This is a genomic window from Pseudomonas sp. GW821-FHT01D09 (assembly GCF_059422465.1).
This window is the reverse complement of the sequence record NZ_JBWKWY010000020.1, coordinates 36,439-62,893: the sequence shown is the minus strand read 5'-3', so window position 1 is coordinate 62,893 and position 26,455 is coordinate 36,439. Positions and strand designations below refer to the sequence as shown.

The window sequence follows — 26,455 nt, the reverse complement described above, 5'->3', positions numbered from 1 at the left end:
ATGAGGGGAAACCCGGACAGGCAAGGTGCCTGCCCGGGGGGCGCGCTTAGAAGTTGGTGCGCATGGTGAACATCATGTTGCGCGGGTTGCCGTAGTAGCTGTTGCTCTCGATGGTGCCCGTCTGGGAGTAATACGTGCGGTCAAAGATGTTTTCGATATTGACCGACAGATTGACGTTCTTGTTTACGTCGTAGCCAATGCGTGCGTTGTAGATGGCATAGCCACCTGTCTCATTCTTGATCCCTTTGCCGACGTTGCCCCCCACATGGCGGCCATAAACACCACTTTGGATGGTGCTGCCTGCGCCGATCTGCCACTTCGAGTACTCACCTTGCAACTGATAGTTGGCCCAGGTGCGCAGCATATGTTCGGGCATGGAGGTCTGGAATGTGGTGCCTTCCAGGTCCGGGTTGTTCGGGTTATTGACGTACTCGCTGGTGTTGTAGGTGTAGCCAGCGGTCAGGTCCAGGCCAGGCATGACCCTGCCTGTGATCTCGGCTTCAAAGCCTTGGGAGCGCACTTTGCCGCCTGCCACATAGCAATTGCAGGTGGTTGGCTGGTTCGGATCGCGCTGGGCGAGCCCGGTGTAGGTGGTGCGGAAGATGGCGAAGTTGGTGTTCAGCGTACCGTCGTAGAACTCGCCCTTGAGGCCCAGTTCGTAGGTATCCCCCGAGCGCGGTGTCAGGGCACTGCCGTCAACGGTTTCGACGTTGAGTTGCGGGGTGAAGATCTCCGCGTAGCTGACATACGTCGACCAGTTGGGGTTCAGCGCATAGACCAGGCCATAGAACGGCACCACCTTGGCGTTGGTCTGCATGTCGCTCTTGATGTGCCGGCCGTTCGTTTCGTCGAGCTGGTCCTGCTTGTAATCGAACCAGCTGGCACGCGCGCCGACGATCACGTCCAGCGGCTCGAACACATTGACCCGCAGGGAGCCGTACAGGCCTTGCTGGTCGAGGGTCGAGGTGGTGGTGCGGTACTTTTTGGTCCGCGCATATTTGGGGGGAGTGAAATTCAGGATATCCGGGATGAAGTCGTAGGCCCTGTTGTAGTCGGTGACTTCGTAACGTGCGGCAACCCGTTTGCTGTGGGAGAGGTTGGCACCCAGGATCACTTCGCTGCGCCGGCCCAGCATGTCGAAGTTGCCGTTGACGAACAGATCGGTGTTGTACTGGTAGTTGTTTTCGCCACGGCCCTCGGCCCAGTTGTAGGCCCCGGAATTGTCGATCGGGTCGATCTGGCCGCCGGTGTTGCTGTACAGGGCATCCAGGTTGAAACGGGTGTAGTTGGTGGCCAGGGTGGCTTTCCAGTCTTCATTGAGCTGATGTTTGGCTTCGAAGAAATACTGGGTCGACTCGACGTCGTTATAGTCCGATGGCGAACTGAGGTTGGTCGAGCGTTTGAAGTCGATCTTCGAGCCGTCCTTGTAGCCCGGCAGGCCCCAGTCCATGGTCGAGCGGTTATCGGCATTCTGATAAGTGAAGCCGGCACTGAGCAAGGTATCCGGGTTGAGGTCGAACTCCAGGACGCCGTAGGTCGATGCCCGTTTGCTCTTGCCACCGTCATAGAAATAACTACGCGTGTTGTAGGAGGTCGCCAGACGACCGCGCAGGGTTTTTTCTTCGTTGAGGGCACCCTGAACATCGACTTCCTGGCGATAGTTGTCCCACGTCCCGGCCTGGGTCACGGTGCTCAGCTTGAAGTCGCCGCTGGCGCGCTTGCGCACCAGGTTGATCGCACCGCCTGGGGAACCGGCGCCCTGGAACAGTCCGGCCGAGCCCTTGAGGACTTCCACGCGCTCATAGGAGATCAGGTCTGACCAGTTCAGCGAGGTGATGCCGGTGCTGGTGCCGGCCGGGATCGGAATGCCATTGATCTGGAAATTGTCGATCTCAAAGCCACGGGCATACGGTTGGTTGTCGCCGTTGAGGGCACCGTAGGTGACCACCCCTGGCACGAGGCCGTAGACGTCGTTGAGGGTGGTGATGTTTTGATCCTTGATCCGTTGGGCCGTCAGCACCGTAACGGTTTGCGGAATCTCTTTGAGGCTGCGTTCGCTCTTGCCGATGGTCACCGCGCCGGTGGTGTAGGAACGGGTGTTTTCAGTGTTGACGCCCAGGCCGGCTTGCCCGACGACACTGGTTGCAGCCAGTTCCAGGGCATCCCCGGATTTGCGGCTGATGCTCGCGGCATTGCCCTGGAAGCTGTAATTGACGCCGGTCTCTTGCAACAGCTTCGCCAGCCCCTCCTGTGCACTGAACGTACCGTTGAGGCGTGTGCTGTGTAAGCCCTGAATATCATTCGGGCTGTACAGCACTTGCACGCCCGACTGCTGGCCGAAGGCTTGCAGGGCATTGGCCAGTGGCTGTTCCGGGATATTGAAGTTCACCGCCTGCTCCTGCGCATGTGCCACCAGAGGCAGCGCCATGGCCATGGCCAGGCTCAGGGTGGTGAGGGAGAAGTGCTTGCTCAGGGCGTGAGACATCGCAACGGCTTTGACATAAGGGTTGAGTTGTCGGAGAGCGGGCCTTGTCATTTGTTTTACCTGGTCTGTAAGAGGCAGAAAGTTATTTTTTAGTTGTGGGGTGAAGCAAATCGTCAGTCGTACACACGTTCTGTCAGGCGGGTTGCGCCTGAGTCATCACCCGGCCGCTCTCCATGCGCACCAGTTGGTCGGCGATATCGAAATAACGGTCGTCGTGGGAGATCACGATGATCGTCTTGCCCAGGCGCTTGAGGTCCGGCAGCAGTTCGGTGTAGAAAATCCGGCGGAAGGTCGGGTCCTGATCAGCCGCCCATTCGTCGAACACCAGAACCGGACGCTCTTCCATCCAGGCGTTGACCAGCGCCAAGCGTTTGCGCTGGCCGGTGGAAAGATCGGTGGTGGTGAAGTTGCCGTCGCGCACGCTGACCTTGTGCGCGATTTCCAGGCGTTCCAGGTAACGGTTGGCGTCGTCCGGGATGTGTTGGTCGCCTTGGACAATGTCATCGAACAGGTAATAGTCGGCAAAAATCGTGGTGAACAGTTGCCGGTAGTCATCGCGGTTGGTCGCGTCAATCGCGGCGCCATTGAGGCTGATCTCCCCCTGTTGCGGGGCATACAGCCCCAGCAGCAACTTGATCAGGGTGGTTTTGCCACAGCCATTCTCGCCGACGATAAAGGTGATATCGCCCTGGTTGATCTTCAGGTTCACCGGGCCCAGCCGGAAGGGTGCGCTGCCTTCGACGGCCGGGAAGGTGTAGCTGACATTGTGCAGTTCCAGGGTCTGCACGGGCGTGGCCGGTGCGCCCGTGTCGCTGAGCAGCAAGTGCGGTTCGGGTGAGGAGAACTGCTCGCCCAGTTCGGCGATACGCCGGAAGGCGATCTGTGCACGGCTGATGATAGGCAAGGTGCCGATCAGGTGCTCCAGTGGGCCTTTCATGTACAGCAGCACCAGGACAAAGCCGCTCATCACCGTCTTATCGGCGCTTGGCCATTGCGATTGCAGGGTCAAGGCCAGGCCGATGACCACGAAGAACAGCATCGAGCCGAAGCTCTTGGCGATGATAAAGGTGTTGATCGAGCTGATCTGGGTGTCGCGAATGGCGTCGGCGGTACGCTGGATCCCCAGGGTGAACATGCGCTGGCGGCGGGGACGATGAATGCGCAGTTCCTTGGCCCCTTCGGCAATCGCGTTGTAATGCTTCTGCAGTTCGTCTTCGGCTTCGCGTGCGGCGATGAAGCCCTTGATACCGCGGGCCCGGGCAATCGACTGGACCACACTGCCGATGCCGATCGCCACCAGGATCATCAGGAACATCGGCCACGACAACATCGCCAGGTAACCCAGGCAACCGAGGATCACCGTCAGGGAAATCGCCAGTGGGGCGAAGGCAAAGGCAAAGTCGCTGATGGTGTCGACGTCATGGGTCAGTACCGGAATCAGGCGGTGCGTGCGATAGCGCTCAATCTGCTCGATGGGGGTCGACAAGACCTTTTCTCCCAGCTCTTTACGCAACCGGGCAATGATGTGCTGGCCTACATAATTGGTACCGATGTCCGAGAGGATTGAACTGGCCAGGGCCAGCAGGCAGAGGCCGGCGAACACGGCGATGACGGTCTGGGTCAGGCCTTCTGGGGCGTGCAGGGCATTGTTGATAGTGGCCAGCAACACGGTCACGCTCAGGCCCCCGATCATGCCGAGCACGATGGAGACACAGACGATCAGGCGGAAGGGCTTGAGCAGGGCGAGCAATTCTTTGATTGCCCCGCGTGTTGGCTTGTTCATGGAAGTTTCCTGCCAGGAGAAGAAAAAAGGGCCGCTAATAACCAAAACGAATGGCCTGGCGGTTTATTTAAAGGACCGCAACGGGTTGCGGTCCGGTGGCAGGATCAAAGGTCGCGTTCTACGCGAAAGCCCAGCCAGTCGCCGCTCTCGTTGGGGTACATGTTGTTGCGGTTGCCGGAGCGCGAGAAGACGGGGGCTTCGAGGTAGTCATTGCCACGGATGCTTTGCAGCTCACAGCTTTTTTCGACCCAGGCACTGCCGTCAGCCGGGGCGCCGACGTAGTTGGGGTGATAGCAATCGGCAACCCATTCGGAGACGTTGCCGTGCATGTTGTAAACACCAAAGGCATTGGGGGTAAAGGCCTTGGCCGGGTTTGTGTAGGTATAGCCATCGGTCGGGCCGTAGGTGTTGGCGTGCTTGGAGATCTGATACTGCGTGCCTTCATCGAAGGGGAACGGGAACGGGCCTGGGTTACCACCACGGGCGGCGTACTCGCGTACGGCTTCGCTGACCAGGCGGTACTGCTTGCCGGTCTTGTTCGACAGCCAGGCAATATAAGCCTGGGCTTCGGCCAGGTTCATGCACACAGCCGGTTGTTGTGATTGCTGGGGGTAGCTCGGCTTGCCGTTGGTGCAGCGGCGACCGGGGCGTACATCGAAGTCATTGAGGCGGGCGCCGGTTTCACTCTGGTAGGCCTTGAACTCACCGGCCAGTACCTGGAAACGGCTGATGGCAAAGGGTTTGGCAAAGGTCACTGGGTGCTGCGGGCTCTCGTCAGGCTCGTGGCCGATTTCATCGTCCGGGGTGCCCATGGTGAAGGTGCCGGCCGGCAACACAACCATTTCCGGGCAGTCCTTGCAGTCCTTGAAGACCTTGCCTGGCTGCTGCGCGGTGGTGGCGGCTGCGGCCAGGCCTGGCAGCAAACAGAGGGCGGTGGCCAGGGCCGCCAGGGTCTTGAGGGGGCGCGTCGAGGGGGTGGGCGTGCAAGTCATCAGTCGTCTCCATAGGAAAAATCGGCACTCAAGGGCGGCCTCAGAGTTTTTTGCCAAGCAGGGTCATAAAGCGATCGACTTCGGCCTCGGTATTGAGCAATCCCGGGGCGGTGCGGATCACCGGACCGGCGTCGCGGTGCACCGCGTCGCTGACCACACGGTTTTCCATGAGGTAGGCCGCCACTTTGTCACTGCTTTGGTCCTTGACCCGGAAGAAGGTGAAACCTGCCGAAAGCTCGGGGCTGGTGGGGGTCACCAGTTCGATCTGTGGATGAGCCAGCAGGCGCTCCTTCAGATAACGGTTGAGCCCGTGGATACGGGCCTGCACGTCGGCCTTGCCCAGTTGCAGGTGCAGCTTGAACGCCTCGCTCAAGGCCCAGCGATGTTCAAAGGCGTGGTAGCCGCCCGGTGACATGGTGGTGGCAAAGTTGGTGTCTTCGGAGAAGGTCGGCACCGTCGGGGTAACGTCCTTGAGCACTTCGGAGCGGGCGCAGATGATCCCGGTGCCCCGTGGCCCGAACATCCATTTGTGGGTGCCGGCGATAAAGAAGTCGCAGTGCATCTGTGGGAAGCTGAGGTCTTCCACGCCAAAGCCGTGTACACCATCGACCACATAGAGGATGCGGTCTTGCTCGTCGCGGTTGCGGTTGAGTGCCTCCACCAGCTTGCCGATTTCGCCGATGGGCAGTTTCACGCCGCTGCCCGATTGCACCCAGGTCATGCCCAGGACCCGGGTATTGGGGCGGATATTACGGTTGATGGCGCTGAGCACTTCATCCACCGAAACCCGGTGGGCGTCCTTGAACAGCTTGATCTTGCGGACTTGGGTGCCTTGCTTCTTGACCCGGTAGTCGAGGGTGAATTCGGTGGAGTAATGCTCGTGGACCGTGGTCAGAATCTCTTGATCCGGGCGCACATGAATGCCGCCGTAGATCATCGCCAGGCCTTCGGTGGTGCTGCCGGTCAAGGCAATCTGCCCCGGTTTGGCTTGCAGGTAACGGCCAGCCCAGTCACGGACCTCGGCTTCGCGTTTCCAGGTTTCCTGCAAGTCCCAGTCCATGGCCAGGCCGGGGTTGCGGTCGATCTGCGCGCGGTACCGCTCGATCGCATCGCGGACGGGCTTGGGGTGGGAGGTGACCAGGAAATTGGAGAAGTGGATGTAGTCAGGGTCCTGGGTGAACAACTGGCGCAGTTGCGCCCATTTTTCCTCGGGCACGGGGGGTGAAGCGTTCGCCAATGCGTGCCGGTTCAGGACGGCTGCGCCCAGGGGCAGGCCTGCGGCGAGTATCCCGGCCTGTTTGAGAAACGTACGGCGATCAGTCATAGGTAGGTTCACTTGTCGGCAAAAGGCAAAGGCAATCAGCGGTCGGCCACCGGTGTGGCGGCTTTTTGCACCTGGTCCCAGACCCGCAGGAAGTTGCCGCCCCACAGTTTGGCGATGTCCGCCTCGGAGTAGCCGCGGGTAATCAGCTCGGCGGTCACGTTACGAATCTCGCTGACATTGTTCCAACCCTGCACACCGCCCCCTTCGTTGAAGTCAGAGGCAATGCCAACATGGTCGATGCCGATCTTGCGCACGGTGTAGTCGATGGCGTCGCCGTAGTCTTTGAGGCTGGCCTTGGGCTCTTCTTCAAGGATCGAATACAGGCCGCTGGCGTATTGGCCAAACTTCTGTTCAGGCCAGGCGGCGATAATCGGGTCGCCCGGCATCAGCGCCATGGCCAGGTTCGGCAGCGGTGGTAGGTCGAAACGCGCGCGCAGGCGATTGAGCTTGTCCTGGGTGGGCTGGGTCAGTGGGCGCAGGTATTGGGAGAACCCGACGACCTGGACCACGCCGCCGCTGTTCTTGATCAGTTGCATCTCTTTATCGCTGAGGTTGCGCGGGATATCCACCGAGGCGCGAGGCGCCGAGTGCGAGGCCACCATCGGCGTGCGGCTCAGTTGCGCGACCTGTTCCAGGGCCTGGGTCGACATCTGCGAAACGTCGATGATCACCCCCAGGTCATTGAGGCGATGCACGGCCTGTTGGCCGATGTCCGACAGGCCGTTGAGGGCGTCGGGGGAGTCGTTGAAAAAGGGCAGCGGGCGCGAGGAGTCGGCCCAGCTGTTATTGCCGATGTAGCTGAAGCCGAACATGCGCATGCCGCGTGCGGCCCACATGTCCAACAGGTTGAGGTCGTTACCCAGTGGGTAGGCATTGAGCATGCTGATAAAAATCGCGAACTTGCCTTCGCCGTGCAGGCGTCGGAAGTCGTCTGGGGTGTAGGCAATGGCCACTTGATTGGGAAAGTCGCGGACCATCCCGGAAATGATTTTGTAGCGCACCTCCTGCTGGTTGCGTGCTTCTTCGACAAACCCGGCGGTGGGGCGATGGGGGGCATTGTCGCCGTTCCACATCTCGGGCCAGCCGAAGATCGTCAGGGCGGCCCCGGACAGGCGCCCACGGTTGGCCTTGACCAGATCGAACTGGCCGTCGCCGTCTTTGTCGGCTTCATGATTGTGGGTGCCGAAATTCAGCGGCAGCGAGATGTGACTGTCGAAGGACAGCAAGCGATCCTGCAGTTCATTGGCTTGCTTGATCACCTCCAGCGGGTAGCCGGCATTGCCCTTGAACCAATGGTCCCAGGCCAGAAAACCGGCCCCGGCGCCAATGGCCAAGGCCAGCGGCAGGCCAATGTAAAGAGCCTTTCTCGAACGTGGTTTTGTCATTGCCATCTCAGTCGGTTCGCCGTCGAAGTGCAGGCGCAAGGGCCTTTGCTATCTGGGAAGAACGAGCGATGGAAAGGGAAATTTAGGCCGCACGCCCGTGGCGGTAAATTTCCTGTGGCAACAAACGTTCTAGCTTGGATAAAGCCTGCTCCATGGCTGATTCCGGCCGGGCAAACCAGGCGGGACAATACAGGTAGGAACATGACGATTTCTCGACGAGGGTTCATCGCAGGCCTGGCGCTGACGGGCGCCGCAGTGCCCGCAGCCTTTTATGCCCATCGCGAGTTGACGCGTGAAGAATTCCCGGTCACGCCGGAAGAAGCGACGGTTGACCTCGCCGATACGGCCGGCCAGCGCCTGGCCGATTCCCTGCGAGGTGTCTGGAGCCTGCGCTTGGAAGGGCGTGATGGCGGGCTCCACGGTCTGCCACGTGAGGGGCTGGAGTTGTTTTTGGATATTGCTCCGCGCGGGCGCGGCTTGCGTGGCTACCTGGATACTGGCGAACAACTGCGTGCCGATGCTGAGCCGCGTTACCAGGTGATGGGGGACTTGGTGCCGGGCGAGGGGGCTGAGCTGTATTGGCGCCTGATCGACCGTGAGTCGCCGGGTGGTGCGCCGGTGTATGAACTCAAAATGATGTTGGATGAAGTCTGGGCGGATTTCGGCAATGCCGGCAGCGGCACCCTCAGCGGGCAAATCCTGCGCCTGGACCGGCCTTTGGCGCTCCCCGAGCTGGACAGCCGTTTTGTTGCCACCAAACACCTGTTTCCCGAGGCCCGGGAGCGTATTGGCTTGAACCAGACCTTGCTGGCCTGGCTGATCGCGCCTGAGCATCGCCTGTTCCACCAGCTGTGGCACGCCTCTCGCGATCAGTGGCACAAGCTCGCCGAAGACAAGCGCGACGCCTTGCGCGGGATTGGCTGGCAGCCCGGGCCACGGGATCAGGAGCGCGATGCCCGCGGCCCGCGCAAAGACCGCAACGGCTCGGGGATCGACTTCTTTTTTATGCATCGGCACATGCTGGGTACGGCGCGCTCGATGCAGGATTTGCCGTCCTGGTCGCGTTTCCCCGCACCGCAGCCGGAGCTTGAGCGTGATCGCCAGGGGTTTGCCCGTTACTTCGACAACCACGATGGCTTTGCCCTGCCGCCCACCTGGCTGGCCAGCGGTGACAGCGATTACACCCAATGGGTCAGCGATATCAAGGCCAGCGAGACCTACCACAGCAATTTCCAGGTCTGGGAGTCGCAGTATCGCGATCCGCGCTATCTGGCCAAGCTCACCCTGGGGCAGTTTGGTTCGGAAGTTGAGTTGGGCCTGCATGATTGGCTGCACATGCGTTGGGCCTCGGTGCCACGGGACCCATCCAATGGCGCCCCGGTGCCATTTGCCCGCGACCCGGCAGACTTCGCCGGGCGTTGGTATGGGGCGCAGAATGACTTTCTCGGCGATCCGTTTTCCTCCCATGTGAACCCGGTGTTCTGGTATTTCCATGGCTGGATCGACGACCGTATCGAGGACTGGTTTCGGGCGCACGAGCGTTTTCATCCCGGTACCGTCAGCCGCCTTGAAGTCAATGGCGTGCCTTGGTTCGCGCCTGGGCGCTGGGTGGAGGTGGCGGATCCCTGGCTGGGCCCGGTGACGCACGGTTGCAGTACCACGCCGGGGTTGCAGATGGGCCGGTCGGTGGAGATGGATCCAGAGACCATGAAGCTGGCGCTGCGCATCACGTTTAGTGCGGATGACGAGCAGCTCACCCAGCTGTTTCGCAAGGTGCCCCGGCGCCCCTGGTATGCGCGGCATTTGAAGGTTGCAAAGGCGCCAGGGGGCTGATGTGGGGGCGGGTGTTACCCGCCGCGCCCGGAGTTGACCCAGAAATTCACCGACAGCGAGGTGGAGACTGACTCCACCTGGTGGAACCAGCCTTCGGGCAGGAACAGCAGGTCGCCGGCCTCCAGGATCACGTGCAGGAACGTCACCTCGCGGTCGCCGCTCCACGGTATTCAGGGGTGGCAGGCTGGCTGAAATTCGTTCGCTCAAGCGCGGCGGCGTTGGGTAGCGCTTGTTCTTGTCGACCCATATTGCCGCTGATCTTCAGGCGCCGGCATTGGCGAACAGCTGGGTCAGAATGCTCTGCAAATCCACGGCGATCCCTCTTGTATTGGCGATGGGCCTGAGCAAGGGAGCGAGCGCTGCTGCATGAAATTTATACGTGGCGTTACAGGCACTCTGGCGTGCCCCTAATTTGCCCAGGTCTTCATCCGTTCCTTTTACACGTAATGGATTGAGGTAAACGTGGTGACCAAGCTGACACTGCTGTGCTTGCCGTACTCCGGCGCCAGCGCCATGGTCTACAGTCGGTGGCGGCGCAAACTGCCGCAATGGCTGCACGTGCAGCCGGTAGAACTGCCGGGCCGTGGCGCGCGCTTTGATGAACCCCTGCAAACTGACATGCATGCCCTGGCGCGCCAATTGGCGACGGAGCACAAGCCGGCGCTTGAAGCCCCTTATGCGCTGTTCGGGCATAGCCTGGGGGCCTTGCTGGCGTGTGAAATGGCCCATGCGTTTCGCGCCCTGGGCTGCCCGGAACCCGTGGCGCTGTTCGCTTCCGGCACCGCCGCGCCGACCTTGCGTAGTGACTACGACCGTGACTTTGCGGAGCCCAAGACCGACGAGCAACTGATTGATCAGCTGCGTACGTTCCAGGGCACCAGTGAAGCCGTGCTGGCGGACAAGGAGCTGATGAGCCTGACCTTGCCGGTACTGCGTGCCGACTTCTTGCTGTGCGGCCGCTTCCGTCCCCAGCAGCGGCCACGGCTCAAGTGCCCGGTCCATGTGCTGGGCGGCAAGGAAGACAAGGCCACCACCGAGCAACTGATCGGCTGGAGCCAGGAGACGGGCGGCAGCTTCTCGGTGGACATGATGACCGGTGGCCACTTCTTCATTCATGAGCATGAGGCGCGGGTGCTGCGGGTCATCAAGGAACACTTGGAGGGGCATCATCGCCGCTATACCCAGATGAGCGCGCTCGCTCGCTAGAACCGCGCCTGCTGGCGCCATTGATTGTTTACAGGAGGCCCGTGATGGGTGTTGCCTTGGGATTTTCCGTTGGTCCGTTACGGGCAGGGCAGGGGCGCTTGCCGCTGCTGGTCGAAGCCACTGAGCCGGACACCAGCCTGCTGGCGGTGTTTGAAGAACTCAGTGCCTTGGTGGATGAGCACTTGCTGCGCGACGGCGGGATTCTGTTTCGCGGGTTTACCCTGGCGGGGGCCGAGCAGTTTCGCGAGTTTGCCGCCAGCTTTGGTCACCCGCTGTTGAGCTACGAGTTTGGCTCGACCCCGCGCAGCAGTGTCACGCAAGGGGTGTACACCTCGACCGAGTATCCGGCGCACCAGCGTATCCCGCTGCACAATGAGCAGGCCTACTCCCGTGACTGGCCTATGCGAATCTGGTTCTACAGCATGATCGCCGCCCAGTCGGGAGGCGAGACGCCGATTGCCGATAGCCGTGAAGTCTACAAGCGCATCCCGGCGTATATTCGCGAGCGTTTCGTCAGCAAGGGCCTGATGTATGTCCGCAACTTCGGCAACGGCCTGGATGTGGCCTGGGAGCAGGTCTTCAATACCGAAGACCGAGCCGTCGCCGAGGCGTACTGCAAGGCACACGCCATTACCTGCGAATGGAAGGACGACGGCGAGCTGCGTACCCGCCAGATCTGCCAGGCGGTGGCCCGCCATCCGCGCACGGGGGAAATGGTCTGGTTCAACCAGGCGCACCTGTTCCATATCTCCAACTTGCAGCCGGAGGTGCGCGAGTCACTGTTGGACATCGTCGATGAGGAGGATCTGCCGCGCAACGTCTATTACGGCGACGGCACGCCCATCGAAGACGAGGTGCTCAACCAGATCCGTGCGGTGCTCGACGATTGCATGATCAGTTTCCCCTGGCAGTCGGGCGATGTGCTGATGCTCGACAACATGCTGGCGGCTCACGCGCGTGCGCCCTTCGAGGGCCCGCGCAAGGTGATTGTGGCCATGGCCGAAGGCTTTTCTGCCGACCAGCTGTGAAGTTTTAAGCGCTGAAGTGCACCCCTGCGGCAGATTCCAGGGTTGAGGTATTCCCCTCGACCCTGGTGTCTGCCGCGCCTGTATTTACCTGCTTTTTCAAAGGCCTCGATGCGCGTGGGCCTTACTCCCGGCTGCGTCGGCAGCTAAAAGATAGTTGTTCTCAAGTCGCTAATTTTCCTCGGTTGCATTCGTTTTATAGGGACGACGTGCCTTTGTGCTTCCTGCCTATTGAACCGGATGCTAAGAAATGAATGCTGAAGACTCCTTGAAACTCGCTCGCCGGTTTATCGGGCTGCCCCTGGAAAAACGCCGGCTGTTCCTTGCGGCCTTGCAAAAGGAAGGGGTGGATTTTGCGCAGTTTCCGATCCCGGCAGGGGTCGAGGTCGAGGATCGCCAGGCGTTGTCCTACGCACAGCGCCGGATGTGGTTCCTCTGGCAACTTGACCCGCAAAGCGGCGCCTATAACCTGCCCAGCGCCGTGCGGCTCAAGGGCAGCCTGGACGAGGCGGCGCTGGAGCAGGCCTTTGCCAGTCTGGTGGCGCGCCATGAAGCCTTGCGCACGGTCTTTCGCCAGTTGCCCGACGAGAGCCTGCAACAAGTGCCCGCCAGTGCTCCACTGATTGTCGAGCGCGAGGACTTCAGCATCCTCCCCGAGGACGAGCGTGAGCGTCGGGTCCGCAGCGAAGCCCAGCAACAGTCGATGCAGCCATTCGACCTGGCCACCGGCCCCTTGCTGCGAGTCAAGCTGATCAAGCTCGATGCCCAGCAGCACGTGCTGTTGTTGACCTTGCACCACATCGTTTCCGATGGCTGGTCGATGAGTATCATCATCGACGAGTTCGTGCGTTTCTATGAGGCGCACCGGCGTGGCGAGGCGCTGAGCCTCGAGCCGCTGCCGATCCAGTATGCCGACTATGCCCTGTGGCAGCGGCGCTGGATGGAAGCCGGCGAGCAGGAGCGCCAATTGGCGTATTGGCAGGAGCAACTGGGCGATGAGCATCCGGTGCTTGAGTTGCCGACCGATTTCCCGCGCCCGGCGGTGGCCAGCCATCAAGGCAGCCGTTACGAGTTTGACCTGCCGCCGGCCCTGGCCGATGAACTGCGGCAGTTCGCGCGCCAGCAGAATGTGTCGTTGTTTACCGTGCTACTGGCCGCCTTCAATATCCTCTTGTACCGCTACACCGGCCAGACCGACTTGCGCATTGGCGTGCCGATCGCCAACCGTAACCGGCTGGAGGTCGAAGGCCTGATCGGTTTATTCGTCAACACCCAGGTGATCCGTGCGCGGTTTGATGAGCAGACGCAGGTGACGGACCTGTTGCACGACCTCAAGGAACTGGCCAATGCCGCGCAGGCCCATCAGGACCTGCCATTCGAGCGCCTGGTGGATGCCCTCAAGCTGGAGCGGAGCCTGAGCCACACCCCGTTGTTCCAGGTGATGTACAACCATCAGCCGCAAGTGGCTGACATCGAGACGTTGCAGCTGGATTGCGGGCTAAGCGTGAGCCGGCTTGAATGGGACAGCCGCACCACCCAGTTCGACCTGACCCTGGATACCTATGAAAAAGGCGGCACGCTCAAGGCTGCCCTGACCTTTGCCAGTGACCTGTTCGTTGCGGCGACTATCGAGCGCATGGCGGGGCATTGGCTCAAGGTGCTCAGCGAGATTGTCGCCGACAGCACACGCCGGGTCAGTGAGCTGCCAATACTCGATGCCGCCCAGGTGCAGACCCAGGTCCTGGACTGGAACCGTACCGCGGCGCAGTTCCCGGCGCAGCGCGGTGTGCATCAGTTGTTCGAGGAACAGGTGCAGCGCAATCCACAGGCGATTGCCCTGTTGTTCGATCAGCAAGTCCTGACGTATCAGCAACTCAATCAGCGCGCCAACCGCCTGGCGCACAAGCTGCGCGAATCGGCACCGGCTGGTGCCGAGTTGCTGGTGGGCGTGGCCACCGAGCGCTCGGTGGAAATGGTCGTGGCACTGCTGGCGGTGCTCAAGGCGGGGGGCGCCTACGTGCCGCTCGACCCGGAATACCCCAGCGAACGCCTGCGCTACATGCTCGAAGACAGTGGCGTGCGCTTGCTGTTGACCCAGAGCCACCTGCTGGGCCGCCTGCCGTTGGGCGAGACGGTCCAGGCCTTATGCCTGGATCAGGACGGCGACTGGCTGGAAGGCTACAGCGACGCCAACCCGGCACTGCCCTGCCTGCCGGAACAACTGGCCTACATGATCTATACCTCGGGCTCCACCGGGCGGCCCAAGGGGGCGGGCAACCGTCACACGGCACTGACCAACCGCCTGTGGTGGATGCAGCGCGCCTACACGCTGGATGCCCGCGACACGGTACTGCAAAAGACCCCGTTCAGTTTCGACGTCTCGGTCTGGGAGTTCTTCTGGCCGCTGATGGTCGGTGCGCGGTTGGCCGTGGCGCTACCGGGCGAGCACCAGGAGCCGGCACGCCTGATCGAGACCATCGGGCGTTACCAGATCACCACCTTGCACTTCGTGCCGTCGATGTTACAGGCCTTTATCCATGAGGCCGGGGTCGAGGCCTGTGGCAGTCTCAAGCGCATCATCTGCAGCGGTGAAGCCTTGCCGGTGGATGCCCAGCAGCAGGTATTTCGCAAATTACCGGGCGCCGGCCTGTTCAACCTCTATGGCCCGACGGAAGCGGCCATCGACGTGACGCACTGGCGCTGTGTCGACGAGCGCCGGGCCAGCGTGCCTATCGGTGTGCCGATCGACAACCTGCGCACCCAGATCCTCGGTTCCGGCCTGGGCCTGCTGCCGGTTGGCGCGGGTGGCGAGCTGTACCTGGGCGGGGTTGGCCTGGCCCGCGGTTATCACCAGCGGCCAGGACTGACCGCCGAGCGCTTTGTGCCCGACCCGTTCACCCCCGGCGAGCGCTTGTACCGCACCGGCGACCTGGCGCGCTATCGGGTCGATGGGGTTATCGAATACCTCGGGCGTCTCGACCACCAGGTCAAGCTGCGTGGCCTGCGTATCGAACTGGGCGAAATCGAAGCCAGCCTGTGCGACCACGAACTGGTGCGTGAAGCAGTGGTGCTGGCCCAGGACGGCAAGCAACTGGTGGCTTATCTGGTGTTGGCCGGCGAGCAACCGCCGGCCGACTGGCGCGAACAGCTCAAGGCCAGCCTGCTGCAAGGCCTGCCGGACTATATGGTGCCGCAACACCTGCTGGAACTGGCGGCGCTGCCGTTGATGCCCAACGGCAAACTTGACCGCAAATCCCTGCCGCGCGCCGAGGCCAGCGTGCAGGCCCAATACATTGCCCCGGTCAGCGAGACCGAGAAAGCCCTGGCAGCGATCTGGCGTGATGTATTGCGGGTGGAGCAGGTCGGTCTGGAAGACAACTTCTTCGAGTTGGGCGGCGACTCCATCGTCTCCATCCAGGTGGTCGGGCGTGCCCGTCAAGCCGGGATCACCTTCAGCCCGCGGGACTTGTTCCAGCACCAGACCGTGCGCAGCCTGGCACAGGTCTGCCAGGCCAATGTGGCCGTGACTATTGATCAAGGCCCGGTCAGCGGCGAGGCGCCGCTGACCCCGGTGCAACAGTGGTTCTTCGAGCTGCCGATGGCCCGGCGCGCGCACTGGAACCAATCGCTGTTACTCACCCCACGGGAAACCCTCGACCTGGCCGAGGTGGACGCTGCGGTACTGCGCCTGATCGAGCAGCACGATGCCCTGCGCCTGCGCTTTGAGGCCAGCGCCCAGGGTTGGACCCAGGTTTATTCCGCGATGCCGGATGCAGCGCCGGTCTGGCAACGCCAGGCGGCGAGCGCTGAAGAGCTCGACGCCCTTTGCGATGAGGCCCAGCGTAGCCTGGACCTGGCGCAAGGCCCGTTGTTGCGGGTGCTGTTGGTGAAGATGGCCGACGGCAGCCAGCGGCTGTTGCTGGCCATCCATCACCTGGTGGTGGATGGGGTGTCCTGGCGCGTATTGCTCGAAGACCTGCAAAGCCTGTTGAGCCAGGCCAGGGCCGGCGCGCCCCTGGTACTGCCGGCGAAAACCAGTGCCTACAAGGCCTGGGCCGAACAGCTGCAAGACTACGCCCGGCGCCCGGCCCTGGCCCGGGAGCTGGACTATTGGCAGGCGGCGCTGGCCGATGCGCCGGTGGATTTGCCCTGCGATCACCCCCAGGGCGGGCTGGGCAGCGCCCTCGGGCAACAGGTCAGCGTGACCTTCGATGCCCAATTGACGCGCCAACTCTTGCAAGAAGCGCCGGCGGCCTACCGGACCCAGGTCAACGACCTGTTGTTGACCGCACTGGCCCGCGTCATTGCCCGCTGGAGCGGTGAACAGTCGGTGTTGATCCAGCTTGAGGGCCACGGTCGCGAGGAACTGTTTGAAGCGGTCGACCTGAGCCGGACCCTGGGCTGGTTCACCAGCCTGTTCCCGGTGAAGTTGACCCCGGCACAGGACCTGCCCGCATCGATCAAGGCGGTCAAGGAGCAACTGCGCGCCATCCCCGGCAAAGGCCTGGGGTTCGGGGTGCTGCGCTATCTGGGCGAGCCGCAGGTCCAGGCGGCCCTGGCGCAGTTGCCGGCTCCACGCATCACCTTCAACTACCTGGGGCAGTTCGACGGTCAATTCGACGACGGCGCGCTGTTCGTGCCGTCTACCGAAAAATCCGGCAGGGCTCAGGACGAGCACGCTCCGCTGGCCAACTGGTTGAGCATCGAAGGCCAGGTATATGGCGGTGAACTGTCATTGCAGTGGACCTTCAGCCGCGAGGTGCACGAACGCGCGACCATCGAACGGCTGGCCGAAGACTATCGCCAGGAGTTGACCGCGCTGATCGGTCATTGCCTGCACGCGCAAGCCGGTGGTGCCACACCGTCGGACTTCCCGCTGGCCAGCCTGACTCAAGAGCGTCTGGACGCGCTGGAGACCCCGCTGGGGCAGATCGAAGACATTTACCCGTTATCGCCGATGCAAGAGGGGTTGTTGCTGCACACCTTGCTCGAGCCCCATTCGGGGATTTACTTCATGCAGGATCGCTACTGCATCGACAGTGACATCGACCTGCCGCGTTTCCGTAGCGCCTGGCAGCAAGTCATCCAGCGGCACGATGCCTTGCGGGCCTCATTCAACCTCGACCGCCAGGGTGAAATGCTACAGATCATTCACCGCCACGCGCCGCTGCGCCTCGACTACCTGGACTGGAGCGAGGTGCCGGCCGAGCAGCACGAAGCCGATTTGCAGGGGTTGCTGGAGAACGAGCGCCAGCAAGGCTTCAACTTGCTGGAGCAGCCCCCTTTCAGCCTGCGCCTGATCCGTCGCGGGCCCCAGCAATACTGGTTCATCCTCAGCAACCACCACATCTTGATCGATGCCTGGTGCCGGTCGTTGCTGCTGCAAGACTTCTTCACCCTTTACCAGGGCAAGCCGCTGCCGCAACCGGCGGCGCGCTACCGCGACTTTATTGCCTGGCTGCAAGCGCAGGGTGAGGAGGCGGCAATCAGCGCCTGGCGCGAAGAGTTGCAAGGCTTCGAGCAACCGACCGGGCTGCCTTACGACCGGCCGCTACAGCGCCAGGGTGGCCAGTCGCAGATCGGTGACCGTTACCTGAACCTGGAGCGCAGTGAAGGTCGCGCGTTGCGTGAGCTGGCCCAGCATTATCAATTGACCGTCAATACCTTCACCCAGGCGGCCTGGGCCTTGGTCATGCACCGCTACAGCGGTGAGTCGGATGTGCTGTTCGGTGTGACGGTGGCGGGTCGACCGATCAGCCGTCCCGAGATGCAGGACACGGTCGGCCTGTTCATCAACAGTATCCCGCTGCGGGTGCGCATGCCGCAGACCGGTAGCGTCAAGCAATGGCTGCAAGCGTTGTTCGAGCACAACCTGGCCTTGCGTGAGCACGAGCATCTGCCGCTGGTGAAAATCCAGGCGTGCAGCCACATCGACAGCAGCCAGCCGTTGTTCGACAGCCTGTTTGTGTTCGAGAACGCGCCGCTGGAGAGCACGGTGGTCAGCGGCGCCCAGGCGCTCAGCGCGGTTGCCGACAGCGCTCGGACCCACACCAACTACCCGCTGACGGTGGTGGTCTACCCGGGCGACGAGCTGGGGCTGCACCTGTCCTACGACCAGCGTTTCTTTGATGAAGCAACCATTGATCGCCTGCTGGAGGAGATGAAGCGCGTACTGGGGGCGCTGGTCAGCGGTTTCCATGGCCAGTTCTCGTCCCTGGCGCTGCTGTCCGAGGCGGACCGCTACCAGTTGGTGGAAGCGTGCAACCAGACCGAGCGCCGTTACCCGCTGGAGCAGGGTTATGTGCGCCTGTTCGAGGCCAGTGTGGCGCAGTATGGCGAGCGCACGGCGGCGTCGTGCCTGGACCGGTACTGGAGCTACAACGAACTCAACCGCCAGGCCAATCGTGCCGGGCATGGGCTGATTGCGGCGGGCGTACAGGTTGATCAGCCGGTGGCGTTGCTGGCTGAACGTGATCTGTCGTTGCTGGGCATGATCATCGGCAGTTTCAAGGCCGGGGCCGGTTACCTGCCACTCGACCCGCATTTGCCCGATGAGCGCCTGCTGCGTCTGCTGGCGCTGAGCCGCACGCCGGTGCTGTTGTGCAGCGCTGCCTGCGCCGAGCGTGCCCGCAGCCTGTTGGCCGGCCTCGACGCGGACGACGCGCCACGGCTGCTGGTCTGGGAAGACCTCCAGCAGGGTGAGGTTGCCCAGGGCAACCCGCAGCTCTACGTCGGCGCCCGTCACTTGGCGTATGCCATCTATACCTCCGGTTCCACCGGCACGCCCAAGGGGGTGCTGGTCGAGCAGGGCGGCATGCTCAACAACCAGTTGAGCAAACTGCCGTACCTGGAACTGGGGGAAACGGACGTGATCGCCCAGACGGCGTCGCAGAGTTTTGATATTTCGGTATGGCAGTTCCTCACCGCCGCGCTGTGCGGGGCGCGCGTGGATATCGTGCCGAACGATATCGCCCAGGAGCCGGCAGCCTTGCTGGCCCATGTGCGCAAGGTGGGCATCACGATCCTGGAAAGCGTGCCGTCACTGATTCAGGGCTTGCTCGATGAGCCGGTCATGGTTTTTGAACACCTGCGCTTTATGCTGCCGACCGGTGAAGCGATGCCGCCGGAACTGGCGCGCCGCTGGCTGCAACGCTACCCGGCGATTGGCCTGGTCAACGCTTACGGTCCGGCTGAATGTTCGGACGATGTGGCCTTGTACCGTGTGGAAATGGCCGCGACCCAGGGTACTTGCCTGCCCATCGGCAGCCCGACCGACAACAACCGCCTGTACCTGCTCGACGCCCAGTTGCAACCGGTGCCGGTGGGCGCCGTGGGTGAGCTGTGGGTCGCCGGTGTCGGGGTGGGCCGGGGTTACCTGAGCGACCCAGCGCGTACGGCCACGGCCTACCTGCCGGACCCGTTTGCCCTGGAGGCCGGTGGCCGGCTGTACCGCACCGGCGACCTCGGTCGTCGGCGTAACGATGGCCTGCTCGAATACGTGGGGCGCGTCGATCAGCAGGTCAAGGTGCGTGGTTTTCGGATCGAGTTGGGCGAAATCAGTGCGCACCTGCTGGAACTGGAGGCGGTGCGCGATGCGGCGGTCGATGTCTTCGCGAGCGGCACCGGCAAGGCCTTGGTGGGCTACGTGGTGCCGGCGTCGGCCGACCTTGCCCAGGATGCATTGCGTGACAGCCTGCGCGACAGCTTGCGCCAGCGCCTGCCCGATTACATGGTGCCGTTGCAGTGGGTGTTCCTTGAGGCGCTGCCGCTGACCCCGAACGGTAAACTGGATCGCAGAGCACTGCCTGCGCCGGATGCCAGCCCGTTGCAACAATCCTTCGTGGCCCCGCGTAATGAGCTGGAACAGCGCGTCGCGCAGATCTGGCAGGACGTGCTCAAACGCGAGCGTGTCGGCCTCAATGACAACTTCTTTGAATTGGGCGGCCATTCGTTGTTGGCGACCCAGGTGGTTTCCCGGGTGCGCCATGCACTGAATATCGACCTGGCGCTGCGTACGCTGTTTGAGCACAGCACCTTGCACGCCTTTGTCCAGGCCCTGGGCCAGAGCCGTGCCGGTGACGAGCCGGCGCTGGTGGCGGTGGATCGTCAGCAGCCGCTCTTGCTGTCCTATGCCCAGGAGCGGCAGTGGTTCCTCTGGCAACTGGAACCGCACAGTGCTGCCTATAACATCCCGCTGGCCTTGCGCCTGCATGGCAGCCTGGATGTGGCAGCCCTGGCCCGCAGCTTCAATACGCTGATCGAGCGCCATGAAAGCCTGCGTACGCGCTTTACCCAGGACCAGCAGGCGCGGCAAATCATTGATGCCCCACTGGCATTGGCGCTGGTGGCAGAACCTTTGGCCAGTGACGCGCTGATCGCCGCTGCGGTGCAAGCCGAAGCCCAGGCACCGTTCGATTTGCAGCGCGGGCCGTTGTTGCGGGTGAAATTGCTGCAACTGGCGACGGACGATCATGTGTTGCTGCTGACGCAGCACCACATCATTTCTGATGGCTGGTCGATGCAGGTCTTGGTCGAAGAGTTGATTGCCCTGTACGGCGCCTATAGCCAGGGCCAGGGTCTGGAACTGCCAGCCCAGCCGATCCAGTACGCCGACTATGCGCAATGGCAGCGCCAGTGGATGGAGGCCGGTGAGCTGCAACGGCAACTGGCTTACTGGAGCAACCAGTTGGGCGGTGAGCAACCGGTCCTGGAACTGCCGACGGACCGGCCGCGTCCGGCGGTACAGGACACGCGTGGCGCGCGCCTGGAAATCCCGCTGGATGCGGCGCTGAGCGCCGGCCTGCGACAACTGGCACAGCGCGAAGGCGCGACGCTGTTTATGCTGCTGCTGGCGTCGTTCCAGGCCTTGCTGCATCGCTACAGCGGGCAAAGCGATATTCGTGTCGGCGTGCCGGTGGCCAACCGGCAGCGGGTCGATATCGAGCGCTTGATCGGCTTCTTCGTCAATACCCAGGTGCTCAAGGCCGAGGTGGATGGCCAGGGCGCGTTCATCGAACTGTTGCACCAGGTCAAGCATACGGCGCTGCAAGCCCAGGCCCATCAGGACCTGCCGTTCGAGCAACTGGTCCAGGCGCTGCAGCCCGAGCGCAGCCTGAGCCATAGCCCGTTGTTCCAAGTGATGTACAACCACCAGAGTGCGGGCAAGCAAAGCATCGATGTCGACTTGCCTGGGTTGCGGGTCGAAGGCCTGGCCTGGGACAAGCCGACCGCGCAGTTCGACCTGACGCTGGAAACCTACGAATCCCGCGACAGCCTCAGTGCTTCGCTGGTGTATGCCAGCGAGCTGTTCGACGCCAGCACCATCGAGCGCCTGGCGCAGCACTGGCAGCACCTGTTGCAGGCCGTGGTGGCTGACCCGACACAACGCATTGCCCAATTGCCGTTGCTGGCCGCCGCAGACGAGCGGGTGATCCTCGAAGACTGGAACCGCAGCGCCGTGGCCTACCCGGCCGGGCAGTGCATCCAGCAGTTGATCGAGGAACAGGCGGCGCGTACCCCGCAAGCGCTGGCGTTGGTATTTGCCGAGCAAGCACTGAGCTACGCCGAACTCAACGCCCGCGCCAACCAGTGGGCACACCGCCTGATGGAGCTGGGCGTCGGCCCGGATGTGCTGGTGGGCGTGGCGCTCGAGCGTTCGCTGGACATGGTTATCGGCCTGCTGGCGGTGCTCAAGGCCGGTGGCGCCTATGTGCCGCTGGACCCGGATTACCCGCAGGATCGCCTGGCCTACATGATCGAAGACAGCGGCCTCAAGCTGCTGTTGAGCCAGGCCCACCTGGTCTTGCCGACCCCGGTCCATGTGCAGGCGTTGGACCTGGGCCAGGCCCTGGACGGCTACAGCACGGCGAACCCACAGGTTGCGCTGGACCCGGAAAACCTCGCCTATGCGATCTACACCTCCGGCTCCACCGGCAAACCCAAGGGCGTGATGGTGCGCCATGGCGCGCTGACCAACTTCATCGTCAGCATGGCCGCCGCGCCGGGGATCGCTGCGCAGGATCGCCTGCTGTCGCTGACCACGTTCTCCTTCGATATCTTCGGCCTGGAGTTGTACGCGCCGTTGCTGGTCGGCGCACGCGTGGTGCTGGCCAGCCAGGACACCCAGCGCGATCCCGAATTGATCCTGCAACAGGTGCAAGAGCAGGGCATCACGCTGCTGCAAGCCACACCCTCGACCTGGCGCATGTTGCTGGAAAGCCCCAACGCGGGGGCCCTGGCGGGCCGGCGCTTGCTGTGTGGCGGTGAAGCGCTGGCCGATGAGTTGGCGCAGCGTATGACGGCCCTGGGGGCGCAAACCTGGAACCTGTATGGCCCGACCGAAACCACCATCTGGTCGGCCTTGCAGCCATTGACGGGCGAACACAGCCAGCCGTACCTGGGCAAGGCGATCAATAACACCTCGCTGTACATCCTCGGTGAAGACCTGTCGGCCAACCCGGTGGGGGTGGCCGGCGAGCTGTTGATCGGTGGCGATGGCCTGGCGCGCGGCTATTTCGAGCGCCCGGGGCTGACTGCCGAGCGTTTCCTGCCCAATCCCTATGGCGAGCCGGGCGGGCGCTTCTACCGCACCGGCGACCTGGCGCGCTACCGCGCAGACGGGGTGATCGACTACATCAGCCGGATCGACCATCAGGTGAAGATCCGTGGGTTCCGTATCGAACTGGGGGAAATCGAAGCGCGTCTGCTGGAGCACAGCGAGGTGCGCGAAGCCGTGGTGGTGGCCCAGGACGCGGTGCTGGTCAGCTACCTGGTGGCGCCAGACGTTGCACAAGACAGCTTGCGTGAAGCGCTGAAACACCGCCTGCAGCAACAACTGCCGGACTATATGGTGCCGCAGCACTGGCTGTTCATGGCGCGCCTGCCGCTGACGCCCAACGGCAAGCTGGACCGCAAGGCCCTGCCCAAGCCGGACGCCAGCCAGGTGCAAAAGTACTATGTGGCGCCGAGCACCGAACGCCAGCGGCAAGTGGCGCAGATCTGGCAGGAAGTGCTCAAGCTGGCGCAGGTGGGGCTGACGGATAACTTCTTTGAACTGGGCGGGCACTCGTTGCTGGCCACCCAGGTCATGTCGCGGGTGCGGCAGTTGCTGGACGTGGAAGTCCCGCTGCGCACCTTGTTTGAACACAGCACCTTGCAGGCCTTTGTCCAGGCCCTGGGCCAGGAACAGGCAAGTGCGGCGCCGCCGCTGTTGCCCGTGGCCCGGGACCAGGGGTTGCGCCTGTCCTATGCCCAGGAGCGGCAGTGGTTCCTCTGGCAACTGGAGCCGCAGAGTGTCGCCTACAACCTGCCCCTGGCCTTGCGCCTGCAAGGGCAGTTGGACGTGGAGGCACTGGAGCGCAGCTTCAATAGCCTGATCGCCCGTCATGAAATCCTGCGTACGGGGTTTGCGCAGCATGACCTGCAGGTGGTGCCGGTGATTCATGCCCAGGCCGACCTGCAACTGGAGGCGCAGGCGCTGGACCACGAGGCCGGGCTCGAGGCTGCGGTGGATGCCGAGGCGCATCGCCCGTTCGACCTCAAACACGACGCCCTGCTGCGGGTAAAACTGCTGCGCCTGGGGGCTGAGGAGCATGTCCTGATCCTCACCCAGCACCACATCGTGTCCGATGCCTGGTCGATGCAGGTGATGGTTGACGAACTGATTGCAACCTATGCCGCCTACAGTCAGGGGCGCACGCCGAACCTGCCGGCACTGGCGTTGCAGTACCTCGACTATGCGCAATGGCAGCGGCAGTGGATGGAAGACGGCGAGCAAGCCCGGCAACTGGCCTACTGGACCGACACCCTGGGCGGCGAGCAGCCGGTATTGGCCCTGCCCACCGACCACCCACGGCCGAGTGTGCAGAGCTTTGTCGGCGCCAGCCAAGAGGTGACATTGCCGGCCAGCCTGCTGCACTCACTCAAGGCCCTGGCCCAGCGTGAGCAGGTCACGCTGTTTATGCTGCTGCTGGCTTCGTTCCAGGCCTTGTTGCACCGTTACAGCGGGCAAAACGATATTCGGGTCGGCGTGCCCATCGCCAACCGTAACCGGGTGGAGATCGAGCGTCTGATCGGCTTCTTCGTCAATACCCAGGTGCTCAAGGCCGAGGTGGATGGGCAGGGCCGCTTCAGCGACTTGCTCGCTCAGGTCAAACAGACCGCGCTGCAGGCCCAGGCCCACCAGGACCTGCCGTTCGAGCAACTGGTGCACGCGTTGCAGCCCGAGCGCAGCCTGAGCCACAGCCCGCTGTTCCAGGTGATGTACAACCACCTCGACGAAGGCCGCAAAGGGCTCGATATTGCCTTGCCGGGCCTGAGCCTGTGCGGCCTTGAAGCCCGAGGCCGCACGACGCAGTTCGACCTGAGCCTGGAAACCTACGAATCCCACGGGCAGTTGGTCGCGACCCTGACCTATGCGGTCGATCTGTTTACAGCGCAAAGCATGGCGCAATTGCTTGGCCACTGGCAGAACCTGCTGCACGCCATTATCGCCGATCCGACGCAACGGGTAGCGGCGTTGCCGCTGCTGGCCGAGGCCCAGGCTCAACAAGTGCTGCTGGACTGGAACCAGACCCAGGCCGAGTACCCGCTGCACCTGGGGGTCCACCAATTGATCGAGGCCCAGGCCGAGCGCACGCCAGAGGCCATCGCCCTGGTGTTTGGCGACACGCAACTGAGCTATGCCCAGCTTGATGCCCGGGCCAACCAATGGGCCCGGCGCCTCAGCGGCCTGGGGGTGGGCACCGATGTGCTGGTCGGCGTGGCCGCGCAGCGCTCGCTGGAAATGGTCATTGGTTTGCTCGCCGTGCTCAAGGCCGGCGGCGCTTATGTCCCGCTCGACCCCGAGTATCCGCAGGAACGTCTGGGCTACATGATGCAGGACAGCGGGATCGGCCTGTTGTTGACCCAGGCGCACCTGCGTGAGCAGCTTCCGGTTCCCCAAGGGCTGCAAGTGCTTGACCTCGATGAGTCGGTGGCAACCTTCAGTACCGAACGGCTCCAGCGCGAACCGGACCCGCAAAGCCTGGCGTATGTGATCTACACCTCAGGCTCCACCGGGCAACCCAAAGGCGCCGGCAACCGGCACGCCGCGCTGACCAACCGCCTGTGCTGGATGCAGGAGGCTTATCCACTGGATGCCACGGACGCGGTGTTGCAGAAAACCCCGTTCAGCTTTGACGTGTCGGTCTGGGAGTTCTTCTGGCCGCTGATGACCGGTGCACGCCTGGTGGTCGCGGAACCTGGGGCCCATCGTGACCCGGGCGTCCTGGTCGAGCTGATCAACCAGCACGCCGTGACCACGCTGCACTTTGTGCCCTCGATGCTCCAGGCCTTCCTGCTGGACGCCCGCGCGGCCAGTTGCACAGGCTTGCGCCAGGTGATCTGCAGCGGTGAAGCGTTGCCGGTGGAGGCTCAGCAGCAGGTGTTCAAACAACTGCCGCAGGCCCGCTTGTACAACCTGTATGGCCCAACCGAAGCGGCCATCGACGTGACGCATTGGCACTGTGTCGATGAAGGGCGCGACAGCGTGCCGATCGGTCAGCCGATCGCCAACGTGGGCACCTATATCCTCGGCCCGGATCTGGAACCGTTGCCGGTGGGTGTGGCCGGTGAGTTGCACCTGGGGGGTGAAGGCCTGGCCCGTGGCTACCACCGCCGGCCGGCGCTGACCGCCGAGCGTTTTGTGCCGAACCCGTATGGCGCCGGGCGTCTGTACCGTACCGGTGACCTGGCCCGGCATCGGGCCAGCGGGGTGATCGAGTACCTCGGGCGTCTCGACCATCAAGTGAAGATCCGCGGCCTGCGTATCGAGCTGGGGGAAATCGAAGCGCGCCTGATGGAGCAACCGTCGGTGATCGAGGCGGTCGTGATCGCGCAGGACGGGCCGACCGGCAAACGCCTGGTGGCCTACGTGGTGCCAGGCGATGGGCAACTGCTGCACAGCAGCGAGCAGGAGCAGGCCCGGTTTGGCGCAACGCTGGGCGCGAGCCTGTCGCGCCACCTGCCGGACTATATGGTGCCGGGGCAGTGGATCGTCCTCGCGCGCATGCCGTTGAGCCCCAACGGCAAGCTGGATCGCAAGGCCTTGCCCAAGGCCGATCCGGTGTTGGCGCAGCAGGTTTACCAGGCGCCGGAAACCGAACTCGAACAACAGATCGCCGCGATCTGGCAGGACATCCTGCACATCGAGCGCATTGGCTTGGGTGACAACTTCTTTGACCTGGGAGGGCATTCATTGCTCGCGACACAGGCGGTCTCGCGCATCAACTCACAACTGGGCATCGACATTGCGCTGCGCCTGATCTTTGAAACGCCGACCCTTGCCGAGTTCGCCCAGGCGGTGCTCGAAAGCCGTTCGGCCCTGAGCGAAGAAGGGCTGTCGGATATTGAAAAAATGATGGACCTGATGGAGGAGGCTTGA

The 26,455-nt window shown here is 62.8% G+C and carries 9 protein-coding genes and 1 pseudogene; 4 read left to right on the top strand and 6 right to left on the bottom strand.

Features of this window, described 5'->3' with window-relative positions; genetic code table 11:
• Positions 1-46: 46 nt before the first annotated feature.
• From AC07W7_RS17840 to pvdM, 5 genes are all read right to left on the bottom strand, one after another.
• Entirely contained in the window at positions 47-2,485 is a 2,439-nt protein-coding gene (locus AC07W7_RS17840; protein WP_197881458.1) for a TonB-dependent siderophore receptor, read from the bottom strand.
• 133 nt (positions 2,486-2,618) lie between these two features.
• Positions 2,619-4,268: a cyclic peptide export ABC transporter gene (locus tag AC07W7_RS17835; protein ID WP_169865280.1), complete on the bottom strand. Its 1,650-nt coding sequence runs from the start codon at positions 4,266-4,268 to the stop codon at positions 2,619-2,621.
• Between the two features lie 104 nt (positions 4,269-4,372).
• Positions 4,373-5,260, bottom strand: a complete 888-nt coding sequence (locus AC07W7_RS17830; protein WP_076963951.1) for a formylglycine-generating enzyme family protein — start codon at positions 5,258-5,260, stop codon at positions 4,373-4,375.
• Positions 5,261-5,300: 40 nt separating this feature from the next.
• Entirely contained in the window at positions 5,301-6,584 is a 1,284-nt protein-coding gene (pvdN, locus tag AC07W7_RS17825; protein ID WP_495039795.1) for a pyoverdine-tailoring periplasmic protein PvdN, read from the bottom strand.
• Between the two features lie 35 nt (positions 6,585-6,619).
• The gene (pvdM, locus tag AC07W7_RS17820; protein WP_169900487.1) at positions 6,620-7,969 is read right to left on the bottom strand and encodes a pyoverdine-tailoring dipeptidase-like protein PvdM; all 1,350 of its coding nucleotides are present in this window, start codon (positions 7,967-7,969) and stop codon (positions 6,620-6,622) included.
• Between the two features lie 201 nt (positions 7,970-8,170).
• Between pvdM and pvdP the strand changes: the two genes are divergently transcribed.
• Positions 8,171-9,802 carry a pyoverdine maturation tyrosinase PvdP gene (gene pvdP / locus AC07W7_RS17815; protein WP_076963948.1) on the top strand — a complete coding sequence of 544 codons (1,632 nt, stop codon included), beginning with the start codon at positions 8,171-8,173 and terminating at the stop codon, positions 9,800-9,802.
• Positions 9,803-9,816: 14 nt separating this feature from the next.
• Here pvdP and AC07W7_RS17810 read toward each other — a convergent pair.
• Positions 9,817-9,960 (bottom strand): annotated as a pseudogene (locus AC07W7_RS17810) (cupin-like domain-containing protein); the annotation flags it as partial.
• Positions 9,961-10,264: 304 nt separating this feature from the next.
• On the opposite strand from AC07W7_RS17810, the gene AC07W7_RS17805 reads away from it, so the two are divergent.
• The 3 genes from AC07W7_RS17805 to AC07W7_RS17795 all read left to right on the top strand — a co-directional run bounded on the left by AC07W7_RS17805 (position 10,265) and on the right by AC07W7_RS17795 (position 26,455).
• Positions 10,265-11,008: a thioesterase II family protein gene (locus AC07W7_RS17805; RefSeq protein WP_495039794.1), complete on the top strand. Its 744-nt coding sequence runs from the start codon at positions 10,265-10,267 to the stop codon at positions 11,006-11,008.
• A gap of 44 nt (positions 11,009-11,052) precedes the next feature.
• A complete protein-coding gene (locus AC07W7_RS17800; RefSeq protein WP_076963946.1) occupies positions 11,053-12,036 on the top strand; it encodes a TauD/TfdA family dioxygenase in 984 nt (327 codons plus the stop codon).
• Positions 12,037-12,283: 247 nt separating this feature from the next.
• Positions 12,284-26,455, top strand: a complete 14,172-nt coding sequence (locus tag AC07W7_RS17795) for a non-ribosomal peptide synthase/polyketide synthase (protein WP_495039793.1) — start codon at positions 12,284-12,286, stop codon at positions 26,453-26,455.